Source organism: Rhodococcus sp. KBS0724 (genome assembly GCF_005938745.2).
Classification (GTDB): domain Bacteria; phylum Actinomycetota; class Actinomycetes; order Mycobacteriales; family Mycobacteriaceae; genus Rhodococcus_F.
This window is the reverse complement of record NZ_VCBX02000001.1, coordinates 5,566,695-5,593,471: the sequence shown is the minus strand read 5'-3', so window position 1 is coordinate 5,593,471 and position 26,777 is coordinate 5,566,695. Positions and strand designations below refer to the sequence as shown.

Genomic DNA, 26,777 nt, shown 5'->3' with positions numbered 1-26,777 from the left:
GATCGGCATAGATGGCTCGCATTCGTGGGGCTATGCGAGAGTCGCTCTGATTGCTACAATTCTCACAGCGAGAATGCAGTATTCTCATTTATGAGAATAACGTATTCAAATCAGAGGGAAACGAGATGCACTCGATGGCTCTAGGGAGTGACCTCCTGATTCACCGTGTACCTGCTCTCGCTTGAAGTTCTGAGCGATTTTCACGATTACGGGGAGACTGGCATGTCATACATCGCTTCGATAGGGACGTACCTACCGTGCTGGGGGACGTCGGATTCCCGCGTGCCGGGTGACGACGAGGACGCGATCACTCTCGCAGTCGAAGCCGGCAGAGCGGCGTGTAGCACCAGTACCTCCGTGGAGCACGTCATTCTCGTCAGCCGGGATCTGCCGCTGCTGGAAAGCAGTAATGCCGCGGTCCTGCTGGCCGGACTCGGACTGGATCCCGAACTGGAGGTGGTCGAGCGCCTCGGCGGTGCGCCCGCAACGCTCGACGCTGTCAGCAATGCTCGACCTCGGACACTGATCATCGGCGTCGACCTCGAACCTGCCGGGGCGGCCGCCGTACTGACCTCGGACCACGGATTGCGCGTCCGTACCGCCGCTCGGGTCTCACGTAGCCTTCCCGTGCGTACTCGTAACTCCATTGGAGTCGTCCATGATTACGGCGATCCACGGTTGCTCAAGGAACGCGGATTTGCCGCATCATTGTCAGCTGCGTGGGTGGATGCCCCCGTCGCGGTAGCCGGTGTCGAACACAAGCAGGCCGCGGCATTGTGTGCGGGAGAGCCAGTTCGGCTCCCGACACTCGGCGCGAGTTCGGGTCTTTTTGCTCTCGCGGCCATGGTCGATTCGGGAAGTACCGGATCCCTCGTCGGCGTCGAGCAGGCCAGTCTCTCCGGAGTCCGGGTCGCGGACGGAACCGCCGAGGTTCATCGCCGCGAACCTGCGCCACGTCCGAAAGCGGAAGGCCAGTTCGTGCCCGGCGCCGACATTCCCATTTCGCTGGCAGCCTACGAGCGCGCCTTCGACGCAAAAGTCCGGTGGGAAGCCGGAAAATACGAAGACAGTGAAGACCTGGACTTTCCTCCTCGGTATCGTGTCGACAACGACGGCACACTGAAGACGGACTACACCTTTGTGCCACTCCCACGTACCGGATCTGTGTATACCGAAGTAACCGTGCATGTTCCGGTTCCCGGACTGAAGACTCCGTATTCCCTGGTGATCGTGGAACTCGACGACGTCGACGTTCGTGCGCTCGTCAAGGTGACCGGCGTCGAACCGGGAACAGTTGATCTCGGCGATCGTGGCCGAATGGTTCTACGCCGGGTGGCGATTCGCTCCGGGGTGCCGGACTACGGATACGCATTCGAACCGGAAACAGCATTTCTGATCGAGCAGGAGGCGGTATGAGAAACGTGGCGATAGTCGGCGCGGGGATGACACCCTTTGCCGAACATTTCACCCTGGGTATCAAAGACCTGTTGCCCATGGCGTTCTCCGAATGCGCCGCCAGTGTCGACAAGGGCTTGGACAAGTCCGATCTGCAGGCGGCCTGGTTCGGTGCGATGGGAACGCCCGACGGGTTCCCGTCCGGCATTCTCGCAGACACTCTCGGACTGGGAGACATTCCGGTGACTCGCATCGAAAACTCCTGTGCAACAGGCCATGATGCCGTGCGCAACGCGCTGTTCGGAATCGCGTCGGGAGCATTCGACGTCGCGGTGGTCATGGGCGCGGATAAACTCCGTGAGAGTGCATCGAAGGACATGCTGTGGGAGTGGGAAGCGATGGCCCGCGACATGGCGTGGGATTACCCGCTCGGTCTGGTGGCTCCGGCCGGCTTCGCCTTACATGTGCGTCGCTACCTGCACGAATCTCCTGCCACCCGGGAGCATATGGCCATGGTGGCCGTCAAGAATCATCTTCACGGCGTCAATAACCCGAAGGCCTGCAAGCGGTTCGAGATCACCATCGAGGAAGCATTGAACGCGCCGACCATCGTGACGCCGTTCAGTGCCTACGATTGCGCTCCACAGAGTGACGGCGCGGCAGCGTTGGTGCTGGCGGCAGAAGACGTCGTGGGGAGGTACACCGATCGTCCGGTCTGGATCCGCGGCGTCGGCTTGGGTCTGGATTCCGTCATGCATCAGCACAAGCGCGATATGACGTCGTTCCCCGCCACGGTTCGCGCTGCAAAGCAGGCCTTTTCGATGGCCGGCATGACCCCGTCCGACGTGGATGTCGCAGAGGTACACGACTTCTTCACCGGCATCGAGTTGATCAGTTACGAGGATCTCGGCTTCGCCGACCGGTTCGAGGGGTTCAAACTCATCGAATCGGGAGCTACCGGGATCGGCGGCTCCATTCCGGTGAATCCGAGTGGAGGTCTGATCGCCAAGGGGCACCCGCCGGGAGCAACGGGTGTCGCGCAGTGCGTCGAGTTGTTCGAACAGCTGCGTGGGGACTCCGTCAATCAGGTTGACGGTGCCCGGATCGGTTTGGCACACAACGTCGGTGGGCCGACTGCCGTTGCTGCAGTGACCATTTTGGAGGGGCCGAAGGTCTGAAACGAAATAGTTCGGAGAACTATTGGCAGTGGGCGAGCGTCGAGCGACGCTCGCCCAGCGCTGCCTGGAAGACGACGCGCGAATCACCGACAGTGTGTGAGCGCGTCGTCAATGGTGCTCTTTTGCAGTGCAACTGAAAGCTGATCGACTGTGTCGATAGCTCGTGATTTGCCATAGCCGCCTGTGTTCACACGCCAGGCGGCTGGTCTTGTTGTCGCGACCTGTGCCGGTCGATTTCACCAGCGGCGCCGAAGACGACTTGCAGACCTGCGCAGAACCATTTTCCTTGACACTTTGCGCGATAGTGTCTAGTTTTATGTTCGCTCAGCAAGGTGCCGCTCAGCCGGGTTTACTGCGGCAGGGTTTGCCCTTGCAGGCCGGGCCCGGGTGGGTTGATCTTCGTTTCGCGCATGTCTCGAGGGGGTAGCAATGTCCATGGGTGACGTGACGAGATTTTTGATGGACCGGCGGGGATTTTTCCCGATTGCCTTGCAATAGAAACTGATTCATTGCATTGATCGAGATGAAGTCGCGCTCCTTACGTTGATTCGCCCTGCGAGAGCGGGTGTTTCAGTGTGTTCGATGGGGGAAATGCTGTAATGCGCACTCGGCGACGAAGGTTCGATACACGCTGTGATCTTGACCTCATTCGACAACTCATGCTAAGAAGGTGCTCAGCATTTTAAGTGAAAGCTGATTTCCGCACAGGTGGGCATCATCTTTTGGGGGCAATGCTCAGTTCGGAAGGTGGCAGATCGCTCGGTAGCAGTGACGGCAGGTTCGACGCAATGCGTGCCCACCCTCGTATGCGGCGGCGAACTGAACTTGTGGGCGAACGGAAAGTGGAAGATCCATGGAGATCCCAGATCGAAGTTTTGGCCAGAAGCGTTCTGCATCAAGCGAAATCACCGGTTGGATGCACGGGTATACGCGACGGCATCCCGTTGCCGCACTGGAAACGGTTGGTGGACAATGTGTTCTCGGGCTTCGTGCGATCCAGTACTTGGTGATCGACATCGTGACATTCCGTTTTCCGGTTGCGGAGTTCGTTCGTCAGACGGCCTTCATGGCTTCGGCATCCGCGGTTCCGACATTGTTTGTCGCGATACCGATCGGCGTCACACTGTCGATTCAATTCGGCCTGCTCGCCGGACAAGTCGGCGCGACGTCGCTGGCCGGGGCCGCCAGCGGCCTCGCAGTGATCAGGCAGGGCGCTCCCATGGTCGCTGCCTTGCTCATGGCATCGGCAGCGGGATCGGCGATATGCGCTGACCTCGGATCACGCAAGATCCGCGACGAGATCGATGCGTTGGAGGTCATGGGGATCTCCGTCATCCGCAGGCTTGTGGTGCCCAGGCTGGTGGCAGCGATCACGGTTGGTGTTGCGCTGACGGGGCTCGTCTGCTTTGTGGGATTCTTTTCCGGCTACCTGTTCAACACCTTTGTCCAGAACGGCACTCCCGGCAGTTTTGTCTCGACTTTTGCATCCTTTGCCACCGTCGGTGATTTCTTCCTGACGATGATCAAGGCAGTCCTCTACGGCGCGATAGTGGCAATCGTGGCTTGCCACAAGGGACTTACCACTCGCGGTGGACCTGCCGGCGTTGCCAACTCGGTCAATGCCACAGTGGTGGCATCAATTTTGCTCCTCATGGTCGTGAATGTGGTCCTGACACAGTTGTACGTGTTGATGTTTCCGCGGACGGGTTTCTAGATGGCATCGCGGTATTACCCACCGGGCATGAGGTCAGCCGTCAAAGTGGTTACGGCGCAAGCAACAGTTGTCATGCGGCTGGGCCACATGGTCACCTTTCTGGGCCGAGCACTGGCCGCAGTTCCCTGGACCTTGAGGCATTACCGGAAGGAATTTCTGCGGATCCTCGCCGACGTCACGTGGGGCAACGGCTCGATCGTGGTCGGCGGCGGAACTGCAGGTGTGATCATCGTTCTGGGCGCGGCGGCCGGAGCGATCGTGGGAATCGAAGGCTACAACGCGCTGCATCTGCTGGGGTTGGAGCCGGCGACCGGAATGATCGCGTCGACTGCAACAACGAGGGAGCTGGCCCCCATCATGGCCTCGTTGGCTTTTGCCGCGCAGGCGGGCTGCCGCTTCACAGCGCAACTGGGTGCGATGCGGATCTCGGAGGAGATCGACGCGATGGAAGCGCTGGCGATCCGTCCCATTCCGTATCTCGTGACAACAAGGCTGATGGCATCCGTAGTCGCAGTGGTGCCGCTGTATCTGCTCTGTCTCGCCTTGAACTACCTTGCCGTGAAGGTAGTGATCGGGTTGTCGGGGGGAGTGTCGAGCGGAACCTACGAGCACTACTTCCGGTTAGTTCTCAGTGCCACGGACATCGGTTACTCATTGGTGAAAGCTGTTGTCTTCGTGATTATTACCTCTACCATCCAGTGTTACTACGGCTTCTTTGCTTCCGGTGGCCCGCAAGGGGTCGGGACTGCGGCCGGCCGAGCGATGCGGGCGAGCATCTCGGCGATGATCGTCGTCAATCTGTTGCTCACAGTGGCATTCTGGGGCATCGGCTCCGGAGCAAGGCTGGGTGGGTAGTTGATGCCGATACTGTTCGAAGCCGACGGCCGAGGCCCCTCTGCGACAACACTTCTCGTGCACGGTGTCAGTGCACTGATCGTCGTGGCGCTGCTGATCACCGGATTGATCGCGAAGATGAACGGAGTTTTCGGCAAGGCTTTCGAGGTCACAGCGGTTCTCGCCGATGTCGGTGACGGGTTGCCTGCGCGTTCGGATGTGAAGTTTCGAGGAGTGCTGGTCGGAGTGGTGAACAGTGTGGATACGTCGAGCGGCGGCGAGAAGAAGTATGTCGGCATTGCGCTGAAACCGGAGTATGCAGCCGGGATTCCGGCGACCGTGACAGCGCGTGTGGTGCCCAGCAACGTCTTTGCCGTATCGTCCGTTCAGTTGGTGGACAACGGCAGTGGACCGCCGCTGTCCCCACACGCGGAAATCGAACAGGACGAGAGCCTTTCGACCGTTCAGTTGCAAACCGCGTTGACAAAACTCCGTGAAATTGTCTCGGCGACAGCACGTATCGGAACTGATCGCACGCTGGGAATGCTGGCCGTTGTTGCGGCGGCAACAGATCGTCGGGGTGCCGATATCGTCACTGCAGGTGAGCAACTCCGCCGAATTGCCGGCGAACTCGGTGAGCTGACCACACCGACCGGTGAACCTTCAACCCTGGATGCGTTGTCTTCTGCCATCCGCGGTCTCCAAGAAGCGGCACCAGACCTTCTTGATGCCGTACACCATTCCGTCGTGCCGATGCGAACCTTGGCAGAGAAGGATGCCGCATTGACAGCCTTGTTGACTGCCGGTTCGACCACACTGTCGGAGGTCGGTTCCGTACTCGACAACAACACGGACAAGATCGTCGACATCACCACGCAACTTTCGCCGGTACTGAGCGTAGTTGCCGACGGTAGTAGGGAATTCGCACCCATCGTCACGCGGATGAAAGTCATATCCGACAAGTGGTTCACTGAGTTCTGGCCGGTGGGGCAGCAGAACGCGACCGGAAAATTCCTGTTCCAGTTCACACCCCACAAGATGTACACCCGAGATGACTGTCCTCGCTACGGCGAGTTGGCCGGCCCGAGTTGCGCGACTGCGCCGGAGACTGCTGCGCCACCAGTAGTCACTGACGGCATCGCCCAGCAGTTCGACTTTGCCCCGACGTCCGGAGGGAATGTCGGTCCGGTCGGAAGTGCGCAGGAGAAGGAACTTCTGGGAGATCTTCTGGGAGGCGAATCGACTTCCGCCGACGAGTTCATTCTCGGGCCGTTGGCCCGGGGCAACACGGTGCAGGTGACACCCGAATCGGACGTGCCACTCGAACTTGGGCAGGGGACCCGATGAGCTATCGCAAACCCTTGATCGGTATTGCCGTATTCCTACTGATCTCTTGTGGTCTCACGTGGACTGTGTTCGTAACGCTGCAGCGCGGCGTTGCGGGAGACACGACCTCGTTTAGCGCGGTCTTCACCGATGCGTCAGGATTGCGCGCCGGCGACGACGTGCGGATGGCTGGTGTTCGAGTGGGCCGGGTCGATTCGGTCAGCCTCGACGGAACACTCGCGCGAGTCGCATTTCGTATCGAATCGGATCAAGCGCTGTACGGCAACACCAAGGCCGCGATCACGTACCAGAACATCATCGGCCAGCGCTATCTCGGATTGTCTCTCGGTGAGCAGGGTGAACCTCGAGTCTTGACAGGTGGAGACGAGATTCCGGTGGAGAACACGGAACCTTCATTTGACATCTCGGTTCTTCTCAATGGTTTCGAACCGCTCTTCAGCGTGCTCGATCCCCAGCAGATCGACAATGTCACCACTGCGATTATCACGGCACTGCAGGGAGATTCCGGGTCGATCACCACGTTGGTGTCCGAGACGTCCACTCTCGCCGAGTCGTTTGCCGGACCGGACAAGATTCTGGGCGATATCATCGTCAATCTGGACGGCATCGTTCGTAGCCTCGCGATGCAGAGCACCAACGTCGACACGATGATTACGCAGGCTCAGTCCATATTCGAACAGTTGGCAGCCAGGCGTGGCGAAATGGTCGACTCGCTGGATTCGATTGCGCTCGTTGCCGATCAAGTGGCAACGCTGTCGAGTGACGTGGCACCGGATCTGAGCGAGTTCCTCACTCGGGAACCAGGTTTCGCTCAGCACTTTCTCGACAACAAGGACACCTTCGGGTATTTCGGCTTCAACCTACCGCCGATGTTGAAGGGACTTGCGCGGGCGAGCCAGGACGGAAGTTACATCAACACGTACCTGTGCAATCTCAATCTCACCCTCGTTCCGGCGATCAGCACCGTGATTCCCGCGCTTGTTGCGCAGTCGACGCCCGGTGGTCAGATAACCCAGTCGAAGATTTGCAGGTGAGTGGAGATGACCGGAGAAGCAGCATCGAATTACACTCGGAGACGGCGTAAGCCGCTCGAGGATCGCAGCGCGCTGGGGATCGGTGTCTTGACGGTGGCAGGCATCGCCGTCGTGATGGTCGTTGCCCTCTGGGTAACTTCCACGGGAATCGGGAAGGTCAGTTACGCCGCCGAATTTGCTCAGGCCGCCGGAGTCAGCGCGGGCGACGCGGTCACCATCGCGGGCGTTCCAGTGGGAACGGTAGACGGTGTTCGGTTGGCAGGTGATCACGTTGTCGTGACCATGCAGATCGACGAAGGCGTCTCGCTGGGGACAGGCACGGCAGCCTCCATCAAGTTGACGACATTGTTGGGATCGCGCTACGTCGAAATCCGTCCTGGCGGTGACGGTGAAATCGCCGATCATCGGATCAGGTTGGCCAACACCGAGGTTCCCTACGATCTGCAACAGACACTGGACAACGCGACCACCACGTTCGAACAGGTTGACGCCGAGAAGATCGGGCAGACGCTCACGACGTTGTCCGATCAACTTGCGGGCACTCCGGCGCTCGTGCCGCAGGTTCTCGCGAACATCGAGAATCTGTCTTCGGTATTGGCGGATCGGCGCGGACAGATCGGTTCTCTGCTGACCAGCACAGGTGAGGTGACAACTGTCATCCGCGCGCAGCAGAACAGCCTGGGTGAGTTGGTGCGAAACGGCCGTGACGTGTTGGAGGACATCACTGCCAGACGGGAAGTTGTCGACCAATTACTCGTATCCACCGCCGCACTCGTAGATCAACTGAAGAACATCGTTGTCAACGACAGTCCGGCAATCGACGAACTGATCACCAATCTGGACGGCTTACTCCAGAGCTTGAGCAACAATGACGATCTGCTGCGCAATACATTGGAGATCCTGCCAGTTCCGCTGCGGAACTTCGCGAATACCTCCGGGACCGCCAACGAAGTTGATTTCACTGCTCCCGCTGGGCCGTTTATCGACTCGTGGATGTGCGCCGTCAGCGGCCATGCAAACGAGATGAATTTGCCGCCCTACCTGAAGGACTGCAAATGAGGTCCCTGAAATCGATGTCGAAGGTCGTGTTGGTGGTTGTCGTCGCTACGGCCGGTTGTTCCGGTCTTCGCAGCGCAGCCTCGATGGACGAGACCATCACCGTTACGGCGCAGTTCGACAGTGGCGCAGGCCTGTACGAAGGGAACGCCGTATCGGTGCTCGGCGTGCCCATCGGTTCGGTGATCAGCATCGTCCCCCGCGGCACGTTCGTGGAAGTGACGATGAGCCTCGACGGTGGAGTCAAGATCCCGGAAGCCGCACAGGCGGTGACTGTGTCGACGTCGGTGTTGACCGACCGCCATGTCGAAATCACTCCGCCCTACCAGGACGGGCCGGTGATGACGGACGGCGACATCATCGCGACGGAGCGAACGAAGACACCTGTCGAATTCGATCGACTGATTGCCATGGCAGACAAGATGGCGATCGAGTTGCAGGGCGATGGAGAGGGTTCCGGTCCGGTCGCCGACCTACTCGGCGTCGGAAGTGCGATGGTCGACGGAAATGGGCAAGCAATCAGGTCGTCACTGAGCCAGTTGGCGTCGGCACTGCAACTGGGTAGCGACGGCGGAGTTGAAACACAGAATGCCATCACGACTGTTGTCGACAATCTTTCGGTCTTGACTTCCGTCGCTGCGAGCAATGATCAGGATATTCGTGAATTCGGTTCAGCCCTGGCGCAAGTGAGTGACCTTCTCGGTGAGGCGGACCTGGGTTCGGGGGACACCGGCACCAAGGTCAACCAGATCCTTGTCGAGGCAGACAAGCTTCTCGCGACAAACCGGGGAACTCTGCAATCGACGGTGACCAATGCAAATACCGTGGTGACCGCATTGGCCGATTATCGGCGCGAACTTTCCGAGTTTCTTACTGTCACCCCGCTTCTGATGGACAACGCCTACAACGCAATCGATCAGGAGAACGGTGGTGCGAGGGTGCACGCTCAGCTGGAAAAGGTGTTTCTCGACGGACAGTTGGTCAAGGAGATCTGCAATGTCCTCGGCCTGCGCCAGCTTGGCTGCAGCACGGGAACACTCGAAGATTTTGGTCCGGACTTCGGGATCTCCGGAATGCTCGAGGGCCTGGCGGGGCTGCCGCGATGATGCAGACAGGGTGGCGGATGCTTTCCGCCGGGGCCTGCGCCGGCCTGATGCTGTCCACGGCAGCGTGTGGCGTAGGGCTCGAGAGTCTGCCGTTGCCGGCACCCGGTGTTTCCGGTGACTATTACACGCTCCACGCAGTCTTCGACAATGCACTCAATCTGCCGGCGCAAGCGAAGGTGAAACTCCAAGGCGCAGACATCGGCGAGGTCGAAGCGATGAGAGTGCAGAACTACGAAGCGATAGTCACGATGCGGATCCAGGACGGAATCAGTCTGCCAGTTGGGGCCAGCGCGGAATTGCGATCGGCAACACCGCTGGGAGATGTGTTCGTCGCAGTGGAACCCCCGCCTGAACCTGCGTCGAATGGTGCTCTTCTGTCCGACGGTGACAGTATTCCGATTGCGTCGACCACGTCGGCGGCCACGATCGAAGAACTCCTCACCACGTCGTCCTTCTTGATCAACGGTGGCGTCCTGCGCAACCTGACGAAGGTTGTCAACGGACTCGGAGACGCCGTCGGCGGACGGGGTGAGGAGATGGCCGACCTGATCGGTGAATCGACCGCTCTGATCGGGACACTCTCGAGTCGGAGTGACGAGATCCGGGAGACGCTTGCGTCGACCAATCAGCTCCTCGCGACGGTGTCGGAGCGCCAATCGTCGATCGACGACGCGATTTCGGCAGCCGGTCCCGCGCTCGGAACTCTCGACGCCAACACGGCGCAGATGCTCGATCTGCTCGCGCAGGTGGCCCAGGTAAGTACCCAAGTGGGAAAGTTCCCGTCGGTCAGCGGTACCGGTGCAGGCGGAATGGTCGCCGACATCAACATGATCGCCGGGGAACTCAACAACGCGGCAACCGATCCCAACGCGAGTCTCGCAGCCGTCAACAGGTTGTTGCCACCACTCCTCAAGATCACCAACTCGACCTCTGCGCATGTCAATGCCGACCTGGAACAGCTGGCTATCGGGGCGATTGCCGATCCGAATCATCCGGCTGACCCTGGCAGTCGACTTCCGGATTCGACTGATTGGGATGCGCTGGTGGGAACGATTACCTACACGCTGCTGCGGTTGCAAGGCAGAGTGCAGGGGACCGGCCGATGAACAAACAGATCCCTGACGGTGTGGACGAGATGGGCCCGGCGGCGCGGCTTCTGGACGTTCCCGCGGCAGCTCTTGTTGGGGCCGTCCGTTTCAGTAGTGCTCACCGGCTGACGATGTCGGTGGTGGCGCTCGCCGCAACACTGGTTGTCGGCGTCGTGTACCTGACCTTCGGTGTTTTTCACCTGAGCCCGATCAGCTCGAAGATCACTGTGCGCGTGCATTTTTCGATATCGGGTGGGCTGCTACCGCAGCAGGAGGTGATGCTCCGCGGAGTCCCGGTGGGCAAGGTGAATTCGGTCGAATTGACTGACAATGGCGTTGTTGCCGTTGCGGAGATCGACGGGGGTGTCGAGATTCCACAGGGCGGTGAAGTGCGGGTGGCGGGGCTTTCGATGGCAGGCGAGCAGTACCTGGACTTCAGGCCTACCACTGACAGTGGTCCGTTTCTTGTCGATGGATCGGAAGTCTCTTCCGACGAAACGTCTACTCCCGTGCCGCTGGCGTCGATGCTGGGAAACCTCGACGGCATGCTGGCCCAAATCGATCCTGCTCAACTCGAGATGATGGTTGCGGAACTCGGCGTCGGCCCGGAGGGACCGAAGAAGCTGGCGGCAATACTCGACGGCGGCGCCTTCCTTGTCTCGACCCTCGACGCAGTACTACCGCAGACGGCAACCCTTCTGCGTAGCAGCAAGGTTCTGCTCGGCACGCTCGGCGACGTCGGCCCGGGGTTGAGCAGTACTACGAGCAATCTGTCGGAATTTCTGCGCGGCGTCGAAGCGAAAGACGCGGGGCTTCGTGAGTTCTTCGACAATACGCCGTCGACGCTGAAGTCGATTGACGCGCTCATTGCAGACAACTCGCCCACAATGGTTCAGCTACTCGGCAATCTGACGACGGTAGCCCAAATGGCCTACTTGAATGTACCTGCGCTCCAAGAGTTCTTCGCCCCGACGTACCGTCAGGGATCGACACTCGAAGCGCTAGCCACGGTTTTCCACGACGGCGGAATCTGGGCATTTGTCAACATTTACCCACGATATTCGTGTGATTACAACTTGCCCCGACTGCCGGCGATGGTTCCGGATTTCCCGGAACCGTACCTGTACACGTACTGCGACAACGAAGATCCGTCCGTACTCGTCCGTGGCGCGAGGAACGCGCCACGACAACCCGGTGACGACACTGCCGGCCCGCCCGCCGGTGTTGTTCCGGACGCGCAAGCGACACCGACACCGATTGGACCTCAATCGATTCCACTTCCCTACGGAGGCCCTGACCTCGAACAGAGTCCGCCGGGGTAGACCTCGGAACAGCAGTCGAAACACACGAACGTCGCTGTAAAGGAGAAGGCAAAATGAGCGAACGCGGTTCGGCACCAACAATCGACGAGGCTGCAGATATGGAGCCGGTAGAAGACGAATCCGCATCGGAGATCGAGAGTGATGTGGGGTCGAGCGATGCTGAGCAGGAGGTTCCTGTTCGCCGCTGGGCGAGAGTCGTCGGAGTCTCTCTGATCGCAGCCATAGGTGCTGTATCACTGTCCATGGCAGCAGTTTTCGGATGGAAGCTACACGAAGCGCGGGCTGTCGACTCGGCGGCGGCCGCAGCACTCGATGCGGCGCGCCAGTATGCGGTGACTCTGACCAGTGTGAGTTCGGATGCGCTCGATCAGAATTTTGCAGCCGTACTCGACGGCGCCACCGGCGAATTCAGGGACATGTACTCCCAGTCCAGTGAACAATTGAAACAACTGCTGGTCGATAACAAGGCGACAGCTCAGGGGGTTGTGATCGATGCTGGAGTCAAATCGGCGACCACTGCCGAAGTCCAGGTCCTGTTGTTCATCGACCAGACCGTCAGCAATACCGTCGCACCTGATCCGCGGATCGACCGCAGTCGAGTCGTGATGACGATGAACCTGGTGGACGGTCGCTGGCTCGCCGGCAAGGTGGATCTACCGTGACTCCGCAAGTGGGGAGCGGGGGCGCCACGTGGGCGAGCCCGCTCCACACTCATTCTTGTTCGGAGAGAGCGGCTCTGGGACATTGGGCGATTGACGTTCGCACCCGGTCTTCGGCATCGCGCGGGACCGGGCCAGTCGCTACTTCCAGTTCCTCGTTGGTGTCGAGTGCAAATACTTCCGGCGCGTTTTCCACGCAGAGTGCGTTTGCCTCACACAGATTCTTGTCGACGACGACGCGCATCCGGAGTCCTCCCTGATCAAGTGCACGGCTCGAATCAATGCCGTGTTGCAATTCGATGCCGTGGTGCAACGAGTGAGCGAACGAATGTGGTTCCAGTAGATCGGAACGCAAGCCCGCGTGAATGTAAAGTCATCCACCACCTTGGATACTGTACCTTCACGTAAGAGATTGCAAGCCCCAAAAGGGTTCGGGCTGTTTCTAATTCGTATCAGGAAGCCGTTCGCCTTCGAGTTGAACCAAGTATTTCTCGACCAAGGCGAAGGTCTCGGCGTGCCCACCGAAGACGCCGAGTGACTCTTCCATCACAAGTACGCGTGACAAGCTTGTGATCAGCACCAACGCGGCGGCAGGCGGGCAGGTTTTCGGATCGATGCCGTACTCCTGCAATACATTTCCCATTGTTTCAAGCTGAGCTGCACGGAATCGCTCGGAGTAGTCGGCGATCTCCGCCCGGATGACTTTCCGGTGATTGGCGAGAGCGATGAATTCCATAGTGAAGGCGGTGCCCTCCGCTGCGATGCTGAACTCCCACAGCGCTCTCAAGGGTTGTGGTGATTTCAGTAGTTCCGCTTGACGCTCGAGGCCTTCTGTTGCGCGCCGACGAAACAGTTCGAGGAACAGATCGTCCATGGTGCGGAAGTAGTAGTACACAAGCGGCGGCTTCAATCCGGCTTGCTTTGCGATACGGCGAGAACTGACCGCTGCATATCCCTCTTCCAGCATGACGTGCTCTGCGGCATCGAGGAGGAGTGCTCGATTTTTAGCATCAGGCGCGCCGATTCTGCGTGGCGAAGTCATCCGTTGCTCCCTAAGCGTCAAAGGCTAGTCAAGTGAACAGTTCTCGTAACAGCCTAATGGGAAGAAAACTCCGCTGGACCATTGCCTACGCACCAAGCTACGCATATGCTCAGCATTATGCTGATCGAGTGATCAGCATTTGCAGGCGACGTCGCTGATTCGGCTCGCCCTAGCTGCCCGTCGACCCCGCCTCGTCCCGAGGATGCGCTGCTTTCCGACACAAGTGTTCTGCCCTTAGTCCGAGTGCCCTGCTTTCCGACACAGGAGACCCGTAATGACAGAAATCGATCAGGTCGACTTCTTCACCGATCCGTCGATCGTGGACGATCCGTACCCGTATTTCGAATCCCTACGCGCGCAGTGTCCCGTTGTGCGAGAACCGCACCACGGTGTTGTTGCCGTCACGGGGTACGACGCGGCCACTGCGGTGTACCGCGACTCCGAAGTGTTCTCGTCGTGTGTTTCGGCAACGGGCCCGTTTCCCGGATTGCCGTTCGAACCCGAGGGCGACGACCTCGGCGCGCTCATCGAGCAGTACCGCGATCACTTTCCGTTGCACGAGCATCTGGTAACCATGGACATGCCACAGCACGCGGCACACCGATCGCTGTTGAAGCGGTTGCTGACGCCCAGGCGGTTGGCAGAGAACGAAGAGTTCATGTGGCGACTCGCCGACAGTCAGATCGACGAATTCATCGCTCGAGGCTCATGCAACCTCATGAGTGACTACGCGCAACCGTTTGCGCTGCTTGTCATTGCCGATCTGCTCGGTGTCCCGGAAGAGGATCATCAGGTGTTTCGCGTGACACTCGGCGCACAACAGGCGGGTTCGATCGACGAGTCCGAGGCCTTCACGAGTAATCCGCTCGAGTTCCTGGCAGAGCGATTCACGTCGTACATCGAGGACCGTCGACGGGAACCGCGTGACGATGTACTGACAGCCATCGCCACCGCCAAGTATCCGGACGGCTCGACTCCGGAAGTCGTCGACCTGGTACACGTCGCGTGCTTCTTGTTCGCTGCCGGTCAGGACACGACGGCGCGGCTGTTGACCGCGTCCTTCAGATTCATCGCCGAGAATCCCGAACTTCAGCAGCTGCTTCGCGACGAACCGGAACGTATCCCCAATTTCGTCGAGGAGACACTTCGGATGGAGGGTCCGGTCAAGAGTGACTTCAGGCTTGCGAAGAACCCGACAACTGTTGGCGACATGGATGTTCCGGCTGGAACCATCGTCATGATCTTGAACAGCGCTGTGAACCGTGATCCGGAAAGGTTCGAAGATCCTGACACGTTCGACATCGAACGGCAGAATGCGCGCGAACACCTAGCGTTCGGTCGGGGAATTCACGCCTGCCCCGGTGGTCCGCTGGCCCGCGTCGAATCGCGTGTCAGTATCACCCGACTTATGGATCGGATGAAGGACATTCGGATTTCCGAGGCCGAGCACGGACCGGCGACTGCGCGGACATACGAATACGAACCGACATACATTCTGCGGGGCCTCAAGGCGCTGCATCTTGAATACACCCCCGCGACGGAATCCTCGTCGACGGAATCCGTGATGACTGAAACCCGCTGATTGAAATCCGCTGATTGAAATACGTTGACGAGCAAGGAGTACACCATGACTTCATACCAGGGGACTTCCGCGAACGACCGCGTCGCGGTGGTGACAGGTGCTGGATCGGGTATCGGGCTGGCAGTGGCCCAGTCTCTTTCGGAGCAAGGGCACCGGGTTGCATTGCTGGACAGAAATATCGATGAAGCGCAGCGTGTTGCGGAGAAGTTGAGTGCGGCCGGTGCCGACGCTATGGCATATCAAGTGGATGTCACCGATCGCGTAGGTGTCAGGGCCGCCATGGACGCGGTTCGCGGCGAACTCGGCCCGATCTCGATCATCGTCACCAGTGCAGGTGTCGAGACTTTTACGCCGGTCACCGACATCACTGCGGAGGAGTGGGACCACATCGTCGCGGTCAACCTCACCGGAACCTTCACCTCGATTCAGGCAGTGATTCCCGACATGATCGAAGCCGGTTGGGGTCGAATCGTCACCATCTCGTCGTCGAGTGCTCAGTCGGGCGCGCCCAACATGGCTCACTACGTGGCATCCAAAGGTGGAGTCATCGCACTGACTAAAGCACTGTCCTTCGAGCTTGCGCCGCAGGGGATTACGGTGAACTCGATCCCACCGTCGATCATCGATACCCCGATGGCTCGCAAATCCGAAGCCGACGGAGATTTTCCCGGCGTCGATGTCATCGCGAGCATGACACCGGTTCGCCGTGCCGGGTTGCCGAGTGACGTGGCTGCGGCCTGTGCGTTTCTCTGTACGGACAACGCGGGCTTCATCACGGGACAGCTCATCGGGGTCAACGGAGGTTGGTATATGTAAAGTGGCGGTTCTCATGCGACGCCGACGCCGACGCCGGTAGCTCGGGCGTCGGCGCCGCATGATCTACTGCATACCAAAGGATGTCAGCTCAGGTAGCGAACCAGATTCTGTGCGACACAGGCGGGCCGCTCGGACCCTTCGGCCGTGATTGTGACGGTGCGTTCCACTTGGATTCCACCCTCGATATCGGTGACTGATGTGAGTTCCACTGTTCCCCGTACCCGGCTGTCGACCAGGACCGGGCTGATGAATCTCACTTTCCCCAGTCCGTAGTTGAGCGCCAGGCGGGCGCAGCTGACGGCCATGACTCGCTGAACTATCGGTGCCAGCAGCGACAGTGTCAGGAATCCATGTGCGATGGTGGTGCCGTATGGTCCGTCAGCAGCACGATCCGTATCGACGTGTATCCACTGGTCGTCGTCGGTGGCCGCCGCGAAAAGATCGATCCGCTTCTGATCGATCGTGATCCAATCGCTGGTGCCGATCGTTGTCCCGACAGCGGCCCGAATATCGTCGAACGTGGTGAAATCGGTCTGACACAAGCCGCTCTGGGTGCTCAACTGGCCAGCCGGAGTTCAACGGGGTTCAGCCGCAGATCGCAGATGTATACGAGTTCGGCCGCGACGTCCGGTGCGAGGTCGGTCTCCTCTTCGAACTCCAGAATGCTACGGAGACGACGGAAGAACTGAGTCGGCGTGATCCCGAATTGGACAAAAATGTCTTCGGCGGGTCCGCCGTTCCAATGCCGCCACTTCAGGGCGAACGTCAATATTTCGTCATGGTCGTTCATTGCGCGCCTCCTCAATTCTTGTGTGAATTCGGTTATCTCAATTGATCTTTCATGACTTTGCCGGTCGCGTTGAGTGGCAGTGCGTCGAGGAACTCGACAGTGCGAGGGGCCTTGAACCCTGCCATCCGCTCTCGGCTCCAGGAAAGTAGATCTTCAGCTGCCACAGGATGTTTGGTCACCACGAACGCTTTGCCGACCTGTCCCATCCGTTCGTCGGGAACGCCGATCACAGCAACTTGATCGACTGCCGGGTGTTCGAGAAGGAAACCTTCGATCTCGGCCGGATACGCGTTGAATCCGCCGACGATGAACATGTCCTTCTTACGGCCCACGATGCTGAGCCGTCCCTCGTTGTCCAGCGTTCCGAGATCGCCTGTGTGCAGCCAACCGTCCGTGTCGATCGCTTCGGCAGTCGCCAGCGGATCGTCGAGATATCCCTGCATGACGTTGTATCCGCGAATCAGTACCTCGGAATCATCTGCGATGCGCAATTCGATTCCGTCACATGGTGTACCGACGGTAGTTGCTATCTGCTCGAACGAGTCACCGGGACGCGACGCGGTTGCCGTTCCCCCTTCGCTCAAGCCGTAGCCCGTCATGATGGTCTGGAACGGAAGTTCCTTTGCAACGCGGCGGATGAGTTCTACCGGAATGTCTGCCGATCCAGTGACTGCGGCACGTAGTGACGACAGATCTCGGGTGTTGGGAGCGGCTAGCAGCGACTGATAGAGCGTCGGCGGTCCCGGGAGCATGGTGATCTTCTCGGTCTCCACGAGTTCGAGTACCTGATCCACGTCGAGAACAGCTACCGGCAGGATGGTGGCGCCGCGAATCAGCGACGCGACTACGCCTGCTTTGTACCCGAACATGTGGAAGAACGGGTTGACGATCAGATAGCGATCGCCTTCCCTCAGGTCTGCGAGATCGCACCACTCGGAGAACATCCGCAACGTCTGGTGATGGTTCATCATGACGCCCTTGGGGCGCCCCGTCGTTCCTGACGTGTACATGATGTCGGCGATGTCGTCGCCGCTGATCTCGCATTCGAAAGGTGCACCGCTGGAAAGGAAATCCGACTTCAGATCGATGACCGGGACGTCGTCGGGTGCGCTGTACTCTAGGCCCAGAAATCCCTTCTGGACGAGTACGGCTTTGGCTCCGCTCCGACGGATGATGTCGGCGGCTTCGTCGGCCTTGTAGCGCGTGTTGACGGGAACCAGCACTCCGCCGGCGGTCAAGGTGCCAAATGCGGCGATGATCCATTCGGCGGAGTTGGGCGCCCAGATCGCCACTCGATCACCCTTGTCCACGCCGATCGCGGCAAGAGCGCCTGCGGCCCGGCGGACCCGATCAGCGAGTTCGACGAAGGTGATCCGGACGGGCCCGTCGACGACCGCTTCGGCAGTGCCGAAGCGGTCGGCCGCACTCAGGACCATCTCGGGGATGGTCTGCCATTTCACAGCGAAAGGAGCCCTGCAAGGTTGCCGCCCATGATCTTTGCCTGATCTTTCTCGTCCAGGTGCCCGAGCATGTCCGCGAAGTGCCGCGGTTCCGCCAAGCCCTCGGGATGTGGGTAGTCCGAGCCGAAGAGCACTCGGTCGACTCCGACAAGATCGATCAGATCGGTCACGCCCTCCTCGTAGAAGGGGCTGACGTGGACCTGGCGCTTGATCGCCGCGACGGGATCCTGCATACCGAAGCCCTCAGGTGCCTTCTTGAAGGTGTCGGCGAGGCTGTCCAGAAGTGGTCGGAGCCAAGCAGATCCACTCTCGATGACCGCAAGCTTGAGGTCGGGGAAGCGGAACAATGCGCCGTGGCAGACCCACGATGCCACGGTGTCCTGCACGGGACGCCACTCGTTGACCATGCGGAAGGTGTTGGTCTGGAACGGCAGCATTTCGCCGTCCGTGCCTTCCCATTCGGCGTCGAAGCGGGCGTATCCGCTGTCGGACGAGTGCATCGCGACGAGGAGGTCGAGCTCGACGACACGCTTCCAGAAGGGGTCGAACTCGGGCATCGCGAAGGAGCGCGGTCCCTTGAATCCGGGGACGGGTGCGGGACGCACGAGAATGGCCTTTGCGCCGCGCTCGGCAACCCACTCGAGTTCTTCGAGTGCCTTGTCGAGGATCGGAAGGCTGATCACCGGGGTGGTGAAAATGCGGTCCTTGTAGTTGAACTGCCATGTCTCGTACAGCCACTCGTTGAGTGCGTGGACGACAGCGTGAATCAGGTCCGGATCGTCACGCATCCGCTCTTCGACAAGGCTGGCGAGGGTCGGGAACATCAGAGTGCGGTCGACGCCCAACTCGTCCATCAGCTCCAAGCGCGGACCAGGCTCACTGAAGGCGGGGATTGCCTTCATGGACTTACCGAAGATCTCGCGACGGCTCTTGCCTTCGGGGTTTCCGTTCTTGAAGTACTCCTCCATGGAACCCGGGCGTGCAACGACGCTGAACGTGGGGTTGGGGATGTACTCGCTGATCTGTCCGCGAATGGCGATCTTGGTGCGTCCGTCGACCTCGACGTACTTGATGGCGTCCTTGTACTTCGCCGGGAGGTACTTGGTGAGAGCCTCGGCAGTCTCGTACAGATGGTTGTCTGCGTCGAACAGCGGGTAAGGCAGGTCCTTCGGGGGCATGAGATTCTCCTTTGCGTTTGATGAGAACACTATTCTCTTTTTTAAACGGTCGCAATATCCTGACGGACCAAAAACTTCTGAATCTTGCCGCTGGCCGTCCGGTGGAAGTCATCCACCTGGTGCAATTCCTCCGGCCACTTCTGTTTTGCGACACCCGCTAGATCGAAGTGAGCACGGAGTTCGTCCATCGTCGGCAAGCTGTGGCCGGGCAGCAGGCGCAGCACGGCGGCAACGTGCTCGCCGAGGCGCTCGTCCGGGGCGGATACCGCTGCGGCCTCGGCGACTCCGGGCATCGAGAGGAGGATCTCCTCGACCTCGAGTGCACTCACGTTCTCGCCGCCGCGAATGATGATGTCGGACTTGCGGTCTGTAATCGTGAGATAACCGTCTTCGTCGATTTCGCCGATGTCCCCGGTGTGATACCAACCGTCGGCGTCGAATGTCGCGTCGGTGAGCGCTTGGTCGGTGTACCCGATGCAGAGATCGGGCCCACGGCTGAGGATCTCTCCGTCATCGGCAAGCCGGACCTCCGCGCCCTCCATGACATTTCCGTCGGTGAACAACCGCTTGTCCTCTGGGGCAAGGTGGCTCGATCCCGTAATCGACGGATGCTCGGTGCTGCCGTACGAGCGGAAGACGATGATGCCGAAGTCGGCCAGTCTTCTCGTAACCGCGGCGGGCACGGACGAGCCACCGAGCCCCGCATATTTCATGCAGGTGAGATGTTCCGGCGTGAACTTCGGATGATCGAGCAGGCTGGTGAGGAAGTAGGTTGCGCCGCCGCCGACAGTGAGTTGATCGCTGGTCATCAACTCCAGCGCCTGTTCCGGATCCCACGCGTCGGTCAGATTGATCGGGGAGCCGTCCACGACCGGAATGAGGAAGGCATTGACCATGCCGATGAAGTGCCCGACCGGAGCTGACGTGAGTTGCTTGCCACGGTCTTTCGGGTACAAGCCCAGAAGCTGACGAGTTTCGTGACCGAGTGTCTGATGGCTGTGGATGACACCCTTAGGCGCGCGGGTTGTGCCGGAGGTGAAAGCAATAAGCACCGCGGACGACGGATCGGTATCGAGGTTCTCGGCGAGCGGTTCCTCACTGAGTAAGTCGTCGAAATCCCGTCCGACGACGCCGACAACGGGGACGTTGGCGCACAGATCGGGCTGGAACTCGGTGCGTCCGAACTTCTCGGCGGTGATGAAGACCTTCGGCTTTGTCTCGTCGAGAATGTAGGCAACTTCCTTGCGGCCGTAGAAGTGAACAATGGGAACAACCGTCGCGCCGAGGAAGGCCGACGCCCAGAACACCGCCGCTGCCTCCATCCAGTTGGGAAGCTGGAACGCGACAACATCACCCGCGCCGACGCCGCGTTCCCGCAGGCCGCCCGCCAACCTGCGCGCCACTAGATCTACGTCGGCAAAAGTTCCGGACCACGGACGGACCTTTGAGTGGATGCGGAATTCGGTGTCGGGGGCGGCACTGAGACCTCGCGTGAGCATCGTGCCGATCGTGTCCTGAGTCCACCATCCCTCTTCGAGGTACCGGGTGGTAAGCGTGGCGGGAATGTGCCGCATATGAGCTCCAATGCAGGTAACCGAGCCGCTCCGAGGCCGAACTGCGGCGCGTGACTGGAGCGGTCGAACTGGCTTCTGCCAGCTATGAATATGATATTCTCACAAAACAAGAATGCCAATATCGTAACGGAGAACATCTTGGTAATCGTTGAAATGGACGGCGAGTTGGCGATCATCACCATCGACCGTCCACAAGCACGTAATGCCATCGCACCGGAAACGATGGATCAGTTGGACGACGCACTCGACTCGGTTCTGGGAGCCCGTGCACTGGTGATCACAGGCTCCGGCGATCGCGCGTTTGTCTCCGGCGGCGACCTCAAGGAATTGGCCAAACTTCGGACGCTGGAGCAGGCAGCCGATATGGCTCGTCGGATGAGGTCGATCTGCGACCGCATCGCGGGCTTCCCCGGCCCCGTCATTGCGGCGCTGAACGGACATGCGCTCGGCGGCGGCGCCGAAGTAGCCGTGTCGGCAGATATTCGAATTGCCGCGCACGACATCAAGATCGGCTTCAATCAGGTGAGTCTGGGAATCATGCCGGCGTGGGGAGGGGCCGAGCGGCTCGCCACACTTGTCGGGCGCGGCCGGGCATTGATGCTTGCCGGTTCCGGGACGATCATGAGCGCGGCCGACGCGGAATCGCTCGGACTTGTCGATCGTGTTCTGCCCCGCGAATCCTTCGACGAGGGCTGGCGCTCGCTGGCGAGGTCGCTGGCAAACGCTCCGGCCGAACGGATCAAACGGGTAATGTCCGGGGTAACACCACCCGAGGCCATCGACGCATTTGCGCGTTTGTGGATAACGGACGAACACTGGGCCGCGGCAGAGCGGGTTATGAACCGCAACAAGTGAATTGAAATCCTACGAGTGCGTGCGAATCGTTGCCGCACTTTCCGACCACTTACGGACTCCACATGACTTTTGTGATCACTCAACGATGCTGCAACGACACCAGTTGTGTAGCCGTGTGCCCGGTCGACTGCATTCGTCCGCGGCCGGGAGATCCCGGATACACCACTGCCGAGATGCTCTACATCGATCCGGACACGTGCATAGATTGCGGAGCATGTGTCGACGCGTGTCCGGTAGATGCGATCTACTCAGAATACGATCTCAGTGAGTCGATGGGCCGGTACACCGAGATCAATGCTGCATACTTCGAGCAGAATCCGCTGGACACCGATGACGTCGCGTTCCCCGCTCCGCCGAAACGTCCATCTGCGGATCTGCCTCGAATACGTGTTGCGATAGTCGGATCCGGGCCTGCGGCGTGCTACTGCGCCGCGGAACTGCTGGCGCGGGGATCCGTGGAGGTCGAGATGTTCGACCGCTTGCCCTCGCCCTGGGGTTTGGTGCGCAGTGGAGTTGCGCCGGATCATCAGGAAACCAAGGGTGTTGTGAGTGTCTTCGGGCCTTCGTTCAAATCGGAGTCGTTTCAGTTCTACCTCGACGTCGAAGTGGGTAAGCACATTTCGCACGACGAGTTACTTCGACACCATGATGCGGTGATTTATGCCGTGGGCGCTGCGACTGATCGTAAGCTGGGCATCCCTGGAGAATCATTGCCCGGCAGTCATTCCGCAACGGAGTTCGTGTCCTGGTACAACGGGCATCCGGACTTTTCCGATCGTGAATTCGACCTGTCGGGGGAGCGCGCGGTTATCGTCGGAAACGGCAACGTGGCACTCGATGTGGCGCGAGTTCTCACGTGTGATGTCGACGAACTTGCAAAAACCGACATCGCCGACCACACATTGGATGCACTGCGCAACAGCAATATTCGTGAGGTTGTGATTCTCGGACGGCGAGGCCCGCTTCAGGCAGCGTATTCCGCGCCGGAGTTTCTCGCGCTTGGTCACCTGAACGGTGTCGACGTTGTGATCGACGAGCAGGACGTCGAGTTGGACGCGGCAAGCGCGGCAGCACTGGATGATCCCGATGCGCTGCTGTCCGACAAACTCAAAGTTGACCTTGCCCGTGAGTACGCACAGAGGCGGACTGGCAGCGGCAACAAGCGAATTGTCTTCCGATACCTCGTTGCGCCCACCGAACTGCAGGGAAGCGGCCGAGTCGAATCAGTGACGTTGGTGCACAACACACTTGACGACGATCTTGCAGCGTTTGCCACCGAGAAGGTCGAAACGCTGGAAGCGTCACTCGTCCTGCGGTCGGTCGGCTATCGAGGTGAACCCGTCGCTGACGTGCCGTTCGACGAAGCTCGGGGAATCATTCCCAACCAGCAGGGCCGGGTGGACGGCACGGTCGGCGTCTACACCAGCGGCTGGATCAAACGGGGTCCGCGGGGAGTGATAGGCACCAATCGCGTCGACGCGAAGGAAACTGTCGCACAGCTATTGGCAGACTTCGACGCCGGGCTGCTGAACGCCCCTGAACACGATCGGACGTCCCTGGTAGAACTGGTGACGGAGCGTCAACCGGACATGATCGACAAGGCAGGGTGGGCGTTGCGGGACGCAGAAGAGAAGGCGGCCGGTAAAGCTGCCGGCCGCCCCCGCATCAAGATCACCGCACGTCGCTGAGCGCAACTACTTCCCGGAACCTAGGACCGACGTGGCGTCGGCGTAGCGCTGCGCCACGTCTTCCCAGTTGATGACGTTCCAGTACGCCTTGACGTAATCAGCCTTGACGTTCTTGTACTGCAGGTAGAAAGCGTGCTCCCACATGTCGAGCATCAGGAGCGGAACAATGCCGATGCTGATATTTCCTTGCTGATCGGTGAGCTGTTCGATGATCAGGCGCTGACCGATCGTGTCGTAGGCCAGCACGGCCCAGCCGGAACCCTGCAAGGTGGTTGCGACTGCGGAGAAGTGAGTGACAAACGCATCGAACGAGCCGAAGTGTTCGTCGATGGCAGCGGCCAGTTCACCTTCCGGCCGCTCACCACCGTTGGGGGAGAGGTTCTTCCAGAAGATCGAGTGATTGGTGTGGCCACCGAGGTGGAAGGCGAGGTTCTTGCTGAGCTGCGGAGCCTTGGCTGCGATGGTGCCGTCCTCACGGGCGGCAGCCAACTGCTCGATTGCATTGTTTGCGCCCGCAACGTAGGTTGCGTGATGCTTGCTGTGGTGCAGTTCCATGATTTCGCCCGAGATGTGGGGTTCGAGAGCTGCATAGTCGTAATCGAGCTGGGGCAGGACGTATTCGGTCATTGTTGTGTGCCTTTCGATTGGTGACGAGTCGCTGGGGTGAGATGGTGATACGCCCGGTCGTGGTAGACGAGTGGGGTGAGAAGGCGCATTGGCGCTATGACCTCGACAACTTCGGCTGTGACGATGAGTGCGGATCCACACGCAGTGACACCGAGTGGAACTGCGCGGAGAACATGCGCCGTTCCATGGAGGAACGGTTCACCGGTGGACAGGAAAGACCAGTCCATGTCCTCGCCGAATCGGACGGTGCCACGCGTCGCGAATATCTGCGCCAGCCCCACATTCTCGGAATGGGCAAGATGGACAAGGAAACTGGAAGCATCTGCGATCGCGGCAGCCGATCCGCGCAGGGATTGCAGGGAGAACGCGAGCACAGCCGGATCTGCGCTGATCGACATCACCGACGACGAGGTGATCCCCACCGGACCGTCGTTGCCGGCGGCGGTGATGATCGCGACGCCCGCCGGGTGTCGACGGAACGCATCGACAAAAGATTCACGGATAGACGGTTCTGGTATCGAATCGGTGTGTGGTCCAACCAGTTCCGTCGTCACGTGCGTGCTCACCTTTCGCTACTCGGATAATTCCGTCGATGCACGTTTCCCTGTGCTGAATTGACGGTAAAACCTCGAGTGCGCTTGAGATCAAGGTGATGTGACGGGGTTCACCGCCCTAACTTGGTGGCCAACCTCTTGATGTATTCCACAACGTCGGCGGGAGCGGCGTCCGGCGTGCCGAACATCGCCTCGGTAACTCCGATGCTCTCCCAGTGGGCGAGCTTGTCCGTCTCGGGTTTTCCGGCGAGGACGGTTATTTCGGGCTCGCCGACTCTTCCGGCTTCGGACCAGATCTTTCGAAACAGTTCTACGTTGTCCTCGATCTCCTGCTGGATCGGAGTCGTGATCCAGCCGTCGGCGGACTGTGCGATCCACTTGAAGGTTTTTTCGCTCGCGCCGGCGCCGAGAAGGATGGGTGGACGCGGTTTCTGCACGGGCTTCGGCCATGCCCAACTGGCTCCGTACTTCACGAACTGACCCTCGTACGACGCCTCGTCCTTCGACCAGAGTTCGCCCATCGCTTCGAGGTATTCGCGCAGGGCAGTACGACGCTTGTTCGGCGGCACTCCGTGGTCTGCGAGTTCCTCGGCATTCCAGCCGAATCCGACACCGAAGACGACACGTCCGTCTGACAGATGATCGAGTGACGCGATGGTTTTTGCCAGAGTGATCGGATCATGCTCGAGGGGGAGCGCCACCGACGTTCCCAGGCGAATGGTGCTGGTGACCGAAGCCGCGGTGCCGAGAGCGACCCAGGGATCGAGGGTGCGCATGTAGCGGTCGTCCGGTAGCTCCGCGGATTTGGTCCCGGGATGATCCGACGCCCGTGATGCCGGGATGTGCGTGTGCTCGGGAACGTAGAAGGCGTCGAACCCGGCGGCTTCCGCGGCAACGGCCGCATCGGCAGGGCGAATGCCTCGGTCGCTGGTGAACAAGCTGACTCCGTAGCGCACAGGCTTCTCCTTCGATGGTCCGTCGGAAAAACTGTAACTTGTTGCAGGTCTGTTCGGGGTGGTTTTTGGGGTTCGGCCATACCCTGCTCGTCGGTCGCTACGTGGTCGCGTCGATAATGTGAAGGAGAACGTGCAGGACACCAGGAACTAAGGAGTGGTCATGGCAACTGAGGTGGAGTCCGGTGACCTCGTACAGGCAGCCGACCATGCGGGTCCGTGGACGGTAGTCGACGTTCGTCAGGGTATGGCGTTGCTCGAACACGGTGACGGGCACAGACTGTCACTCCGAACGACGAGCCTGACCGTCGTACGCAAGGGTGGCGGTAAGAAAATCGTCCCAACGGAAGATGCTTCAGACGAGGGCGTGTCGCCGACTCTGTTCGACTGACATCACGCTGCGTCGAACGGTGCCGCGTACTTGAAGGTGCCGACCTGATCCGTTGTGTGTGCTGCGAGGGTGCGGATCTGGAAATGCGCACCCCACTCGGCTTCCGGAGATTCGATTCCCACCTTCGTACTGGTCACAAACCCGAACCGCGGGTAGTACTCGGTGCTGCCCAGCAGTGCGAGCAGAGGCACGTCCAGAGCGTCCGCAGCGCCGATAACCGCGTGCATCAATGCGGAGCCAACGCCGGACCTCTGGTTCTCCGGTGTCACCGCCAGCGGACCCAGCCCCACCGCCTCCACCTTGCCGACCCAACCTCGGGTTCCGATCACGAAGCCGGCCACCTCGCCGTCGATCTCGGCGACCAGGGACAACTTCGGAAGGTACTCGTCCGACGCAAAGAGTTGGCGCGTCAGTTCGATCTCGAACGGCAGCTCGCCAGGCGGTGCCTGATCCGCGAATGCGGCACCGAGAAGTGAGTAGACGGCATCGCGGTCGGACGGGCTTTCGCGGCGGATGTACATGGGGTACGAAACT

General features: G+C 59.9%; 27 protein-coding genes. 16 read left to right on the top strand and 11 right to left on the bottom strand.

Annotated elements, in window-relative coordinates; translation table 11 throughout:
- Positions 1 to 222: 222 nt before the first annotated feature.
- The 11 genes from FFI94_RS25560 to FFI94_RS25510 all read left to right on the top strand — a co-directional run bounded on the left by FFI94_RS25560 (position 223) and on the right by FFI94_RS25510 (position 12,736).
- A complete protein-coding gene (locus FFI94_RS25560; RefSeq protein ID WP_138870277.1) occupies positions 223 to 1,416 on the top strand; it encodes an OB-fold domain-containing protein in 1,194 nt (397 codons plus the stop codon).
- On the top strand, positions 1,413 to 2,573 hold the full coding sequence (locus tag FFI94_RS25555; protein WP_138870276.1) for a thiolase C-terminal domain-containing protein: 1,161 nt from the start codon (positions 1,413 to 1,415) through the stop codon (positions 2,571 to 2,573). Before FFI94_RS25560 ends, FFI94_RS25555 begins: the two co-directional genes overlap by 4 nt.
- 853 nt (positions 2,574 to 3,426) lie before the next feature.
- Positions 3,427 to 4,287: an ABC transporter permease gene (locus tag FFI94_RS25550; protein WP_138870275.1), complete on the top strand. Its 861-nt coding sequence runs from the start codon at positions 3,427 to 3,429 to the stop codon at positions 4,285 to 4,287.
- Positions 4,288 to 5,142 carry an ABC transporter permease gene (locus tag FFI94_RS25545; RefSeq protein ID WP_138870274.1) on the top strand — a complete coding sequence of 285 codons (855 nt, stop codon included), beginning with the start codon at positions 4,288 to 4,290 and terminating at the stop codon, positions 5,140 to 5,142.
- Positions 5,143 to 5,145: 3 nt separating this feature from the next.
- Entirely contained in the window at positions 5,146 to 6,468 is a 1,323-nt protein-coding gene (locus FFI94_RS25540; RefSeq protein WP_138870273.1) for an MlaD family protein, read from the top strand.
- Positions 6,465 to 7,502, top strand: a complete 1,038-nt coding sequence (locus FFI94_RS25535) for an MCE family protein (RefSeq protein WP_138870272.1) — start codon at positions 6,465 to 6,467, stop codon at positions 7,500 to 7,502. The genes FFI94_RS25540 and FFI94_RS25535 overlap by 4 nt, the downstream gene beginning before the upstream one ends.
- Positions 7,503 to 7,508: 6 nt before the next feature.
- Positions 7,509 to 8,561, top strand: coding sequence for an MCE family protein (locus FFI94_RS25530; RefSeq protein WP_138870271.1), 1,053 nt, complete (start codon positions 7,509 to 7,511; stop codon positions 8,559 to 8,561).
- Complete coding sequence (locus FFI94_RS25525) at positions 8,558 to 9,664, top strand: MCE family protein (protein ID WP_260684326.1); 1,107 nt, start codon at positions 8,558 to 8,560, stop codon at positions 9,662 to 9,664. Before FFI94_RS25530 ends, FFI94_RS25525 begins: the two co-directional genes overlap by 4 nt.
- A 17-nt stretch (positions 9,665 to 9,681) precedes the next feature.
- Positions 9,682 to 10,770, top strand: coding sequence for an MlaD family protein (locus FFI94_RS25520; RefSeq protein WP_260684325.1), 1,089 nt, complete (start codon positions 9,682 to 9,684; stop codon positions 10,768 to 10,770).
- Positions 10,767 to 12,074: an MlaD family protein gene (locus FFI94_RS25515; protein ID WP_260684324.1), complete on the top strand. Its 1,308-nt coding sequence runs from the start codon at positions 10,767 to 10,769 to the stop codon at positions 12,072 to 12,074. Before FFI94_RS25520 ends, FFI94_RS25515 begins: the two co-directional genes overlap by 4 nt.
- Positions 12,075 to 12,127: 53 nt before the next feature.
- A complete protein-coding gene (locus FFI94_RS25510) occupies positions 12,128 to 12,736 on the top strand; it encodes a hypothetical protein (protein ID WP_138870270.1) in 609 nt (202 codons plus the stop codon).
- 49 nt (positions 12,737 to 12,785) lie between these two features.
- On the opposite strand, the gene FFI94_RS25505 is transcribed toward FFI94_RS25510, so the two are convergent.
- Together FFI94_RS25505 and FFI94_RS25500 are read right to left on the bottom strand one after the other, a co-directional pair.
- Entirely contained in the window at positions 12,786 to 12,977 is a 192-nt protein-coding gene (locus FFI94_RS25505; RefSeq protein WP_138873411.1) for a ferredoxin, read from the bottom strand.
- Positions 12,978 to 13,175: 198 nt separating this feature from the next.
- Positions 13,176 to 13,775 (bottom strand): TetR/AcrR family transcriptional regulator, encoded by a 600-nt coding sequence (locus FFI94_RS25500; RefSeq protein WP_138870269.1) that lies wholly within the window; start codon positions 13,773 to 13,775, stop codon positions 13,176 to 13,178.
- Between the two features lie 274 nt (positions 13,776 to 14,049).
- Here FFI94_RS25500 and FFI94_RS25495 point away from each other — a divergent pair, with 274 nt between their 5' ends.
- Together FFI94_RS25495 and FFI94_RS25490 are read left to right on the top strand one after the other, a co-directional pair.
- Positions 14,050 to 15,357, top strand: coding sequence for a cytochrome P450 (locus FFI94_RS25495; protein WP_138870268.1), 1,308 nt, complete (start codon positions 14,050 to 14,052; stop codon positions 15,355 to 15,357).
- 45 nt (positions 15,358 to 15,402) lie between these two features.
- On the top strand, positions 15,403 to 16,173 hold the full coding sequence (locus FFI94_RS25490) for an SDR family NAD(P)-dependent oxidoreductase (protein ID WP_138870267.1): 771 nt from the start codon (positions 15,403 to 15,405) through the stop codon (positions 16,171 to 16,173).
- An 83-nt stretch (positions 16,174 to 16,256) separates the two neighbouring features.
- On the opposite strand, the gene FFI94_RS25485 is transcribed toward FFI94_RS25490, so the two are convergent.
- The 5 genes from FFI94_RS25485 to FFI94_RS25465 are packed head-to-tail and all read right to left on the bottom strand — an operon-like array spanning position 16,257 to position 21,175.
- Entirely contained in the window at positions 16,257 to 16,733 is a 477-nt protein-coding gene (locus FFI94_RS25485; RefSeq protein WP_260684323.1) for a MaoC family dehydratase, read from the bottom strand.
- A complete protein-coding gene (locus tag FFI94_RS25480; protein ID WP_138870266.1) occupies positions 16,730 to 16,963 on the bottom strand; it encodes a DUF3263 domain-containing protein in 234 nt (77 codons plus the stop codon). The genes FFI94_RS25485 and FFI94_RS25480 overlap by 4 nt, the downstream gene beginning before the upstream one ends.
- A 32-nt stretch (positions 16,964 to 16,995) precedes the next feature.
- Positions 16,996 to 18,423 (bottom strand): FadD3 family acyl-CoA ligase, encoded by a 1,428-nt coding sequence (locus FFI94_RS25475; RefSeq protein WP_138870265.1) that lies wholly within the window; start codon positions 18,421 to 18,423, stop codon positions 16,996 to 16,998.
- On the bottom strand, positions 18,420 to 19,601 hold the full coding sequence (locus tag FFI94_RS25470; RefSeq protein ID WP_138870264.1) for an amidohydrolase family protein: 1,182 nt from the start codon (positions 19,599 to 19,601) through the stop codon (positions 18,420 to 18,422). The genes FFI94_RS25475 and FFI94_RS25470 overlap by 4 nt, the downstream gene beginning before the upstream one ends.
- A 41-nt stretch (positions 19,602 to 19,642) precedes the next feature.
- Positions 19,643 to 21,175, bottom strand: coding sequence for an AMP-binding protein (locus tag FFI94_RS25465; protein WP_138870263.1), 1,533 nt, complete (start codon positions 21,173 to 21,175; stop codon positions 19,643 to 19,645).
- A gap of 153 nt (positions 21,176 to 21,328) precedes the next feature.
- Between FFI94_RS25465 and FFI94_RS25460 the strand changes: the two genes are divergently transcribed.
- Entirely contained in the window at positions 21,329 to 22,030 is a 702-nt protein-coding gene (locus FFI94_RS25460; RefSeq protein WP_397495582.1) for an enoyl-CoA hydratase/isomerase family protein, read from the top strand.
- 62 nt (positions 22,031 to 22,092) lie between these two features.
- The gene (locus FFI94_RS25455; RefSeq protein WP_138870261.1) at positions 22,093 to 23,718 is read left to right on the top strand and encodes an FAD-dependent oxidoreductase; all 1,626 of its coding nucleotides are present in this window, start codon (positions 22,093 to 22,095) and stop codon (positions 23,716 to 23,718) included.
- A 6-nt stretch (positions 23,719 to 23,724) separates the two neighbouring features.
- Here the strand turns inward: FFI94_RS25455 and FFI94_RS25450 are convergent, their stop codons facing one another.
- From FFI94_RS25450 to FFI94_RS25440, 3 genes are all read right to left on the bottom strand, one after another.
- Positions 23,725 to 24,345: a superoxide dismutase gene (locus tag FFI94_RS25450; RefSeq protein WP_138870260.1), complete on the bottom strand. Its 621-nt coding sequence runs from the start codon at positions 24,343 to 24,345 to the stop codon at positions 23,725 to 23,727.
- The gene (locus FFI94_RS25445) at positions 24,342 to 24,911 is read right to left on the bottom strand and encodes a flavin reductase family protein (protein WP_260684321.1); all 570 of its coding nucleotides are present in this window, start codon (positions 24,909 to 24,911) and stop codon (positions 24,342 to 24,344) included. The genes FFI94_RS25450 and FFI94_RS25445 overlap by 4 nt, the downstream gene beginning before the upstream one ends.
- A 98-nt stretch (positions 24,912 to 25,009) precedes the next feature.
- Entirely contained in the window at positions 25,010 to 25,855 is an 846-nt protein-coding gene (locus tag FFI94_RS25440) for an LLM class F420-dependent oxidoreductase (protein ID WP_138870259.1), read from the bottom strand.
- Positions 25,856 to 26,015: 160 nt separating this feature from the next.
- Between FFI94_RS25440 and FFI94_RS25435 the strand changes: the two genes are divergently transcribed.
- Positions 26,016 to 26,243, top strand: a complete 228-nt coding sequence (locus tag FFI94_RS25435) for a hypothetical protein (RefSeq protein WP_185993319.1) — start codon at positions 26,016 to 26,018, stop codon at positions 26,241 to 26,243.
- Between the two features lie 2 nt (positions 26,244 to 26,245).
- Here FFI94_RS25435 and FFI94_RS25430 read toward each other — a convergent pair whose 3' ends face one another.
- Complete coding sequence (locus tag FFI94_RS25430; RefSeq protein WP_138870257.1) at positions 26,246 to 26,764, bottom strand: GNAT family N-acetyltransferase; 519 nt, start codon at positions 26,762 to 26,764, stop codon at positions 26,246 to 26,248.
- Positions 26,765 to 26,777: the final 13 nt, after the last annotated feature.